This window comes from Mesorhizobium sp. M1E.F.Ca.ET.041.01.1.1 (assembly GCF_003997355.1).
In the GTDB taxonomy this organism is placed as follows: Bacteria; Pseudomonadota; Alphaproteobacteria; order Rhizobiales; family Rhizobiaceae; genus Mesorhizobium.
In genome coordinates, this window is the sequence record NZ_RZSL01000792.1 from 1 (window position 1) to 2,241 (window position 2,241).

Here is a 2,241-nt window from a genome sequence, read left to right on the forward strand (position 1 = left end):
CACGTAATTATGATTTTGCGAGTGCCGAATGGCGCTATTGGCATAAAATTAGACCCTGTGTTGCTGACGCCCGACGGTAAGACCGAATTCCGAGACAGCGCCACCGCTGTTGAGTTATGACAATCAACTAGTCGTTATGCGGGCGAGGGCATGAAGATTAAATTAGACCGCACCATCTGAAGCGGAGGTAGTCCGCTATATGCGGCCGTCGTTAGGCCCTCACAGCGTACAGTCGGATGGTCTCGCGTCAAAATGAACGATGAGGATCTCCAGACGTTTGGCGGCGGACCCAAAATGGCCGGCGAGGTTTGTTTCGTCAGCGTTTCAATGGCGGGAGATGCACTCGCAACCCTGATCTATCCGGATCGCCGTGGATAACTGACTGTGCCCCATTGCGTTCCAGTTTCCTGGATATCCTGCGGTGCTCGCATAAAGGCCTCGGAACGTTTCTCCGGCCGAAGCCCAAGCCGGGCACTTTACACACCGTCCATCAGTATAGCCACCGTAAGTCTGACGCCCAAGGAGCGGTCCGCCAAAATTTGCAGGACAATGACAAATCATTGCCTGAGCAACTCTGCGCTTCCGGCCGTTTTCCTGCGAGAGGAGGTGAGAACAGAGTGCAATTGCGCCCAAAATAGCCGCTGATCCAGACCGTCCAACACGCGAAGCATCCGTTTGCTTTTCCGCAGCAACTTGCGTCAGTCTTTCACGGTCCTGGCCATTTCTTCGGTGCGATCACGGGCGTCGAGCCAACCTCGATGCCTTGACGTCGGTCGTCACAAATCCCGCAAGACTTCCCCGCTTCCTTGGCACCTACTCCCGTTTGACAACGAGCCAAAATCGAGTATTTTGTTATAACAACCTAACGGAGTTCGAGCTGTGGATACTCTTGAACAAATCGCGTCGGCGAAGGAATTCGAGGAAGTCCGGACCCCGCCGGAAATGGCCGGCTTCGGACGTCGCTGGATCCCGCCTTCCGAATATGCCTCGGGCCATGAAGACTGTTTTCAGATAGAACTAAGCCTTCTACTGACGACCAAGCACTTCAGGATGCGCGAAGAATGCCTCGAAAATCATCGGGGCACCGACCGCTTCGTATTTCTCTATCACTTGGACGGGCGCCGAACCATCTCCCCGTCCAACGGCGAAGCACTTGAGCTGCAGAAGCCCACGTTCGTCGCCTACTTCCATCCCAAAGGCGTCGACGCGATAAGTCAATGGTCCGCAAGCCAGTCGGAGACGGCGCTGGCTCTCGGCTTCGACCCGCAGGATCCGCCACGCGTGGTGGCCGAGTTTTCTGAACAGCTGACGGTCCTTCAGGACCTGTTGCGCCATCCCGGCGGCCGATTTACCTGGATCGAGCTTCCGCTGTGTTCGGAAATGGAGAAGATTGCAAGGTCGGTCATATTTCGCAGCATAAGTCAACGTTTTGTGCACCATTATGTCTCCGCAAAGGCCAACGAATTACTTTGCATTACTTTGGATAATATGATTTCACTCGGCTGTATAAAGTCCGGCGCCGCACTGAGCATGAGTGAGAAGTTGGATCACATCAAAAACGTTCTGGACGGCGATTTGCAGAACAAACTGTCGATATGTAAGCTCGCGGAAGAACTCAACATCCCAAGCCGTTGCTTCAACAAGGCATTCGCGGATCGGTACGGCATCAACGCCCACGATTACCGGACTATGGTGCGCTTATCAAAGGCTGTCGACCTGCTTGCAAATACCGAAATGCCGCTGAAGATGATCGCCTACGAAATCGGCTACGGCCACGCTTCCAACTTCTGCCTGGCGTTTAAAAAGCACTACGGCTACACGCCGAAGGAAATTAGAAGTGGCGGCCTATTGCAGCATGCTGCCGAGTGATCGATTACTGAATTGCGCCGTCATAATCGCAAATAATTGGCAGGTTCGGGCGCCCGGTGGGCTCCGCGCTACCGATAGCATAATCAATCACCACCGTAAAATGAACTATTCCGAATTTCCCTGACCCGCTAAAGCTAGGTTTGCGCTCGCGCATGAACACTCAACCCCGCGTGGCGACGGGAGGAGCCGCCCATGACCGAACCAACACTCGCAGCCGTCTGCGACATCTTGTTCGCGGCGGTTATTTGATCATTATGGACACTCGGCGTTCCGTATATGCCTGCGGTGCTGTGGCGATTGGCGGTAACGCAATCGGAGCGGCGGGCGATGATGCCGATATCGTAGCGAGTTTCCGGCCGCGCCGGGTTATTG

2 protein-coding genes are annotated in these 2,241 nt (G+C 54.6%); one reads left to right on the top strand and one right to left on the bottom strand.

Features of this window, described 5'->3' with window-relative positions; genetic code table 11:
* The first annotated feature begins 879 nt into the window (after nucleotides 1-879).
* Nucleotides 880-1,869 (top strand): helix-turn-helix transcriptional regulator, encoded by a 990-nt coding sequence (locus tag EOA38_RS34180; RefSeq protein WP_127301296.1) that lies wholly within the window; start codon nucleotides 880-882, stop codon nucleotides 1,867-1,869.
* 134 nt (nucleotides 1,870-2,003) lie between these two features.
* Here the strand turns inward: EOA38_RS34180 and EOA38_RS39885 are convergent.
* Nucleotides 2,004-2,241: hypothetical protein (locus tag EOA38_RS39885; RefSeq protein WP_210213007.1), on the bottom strand; the 238-nt coding region annotated here is incomplete at its 5' end.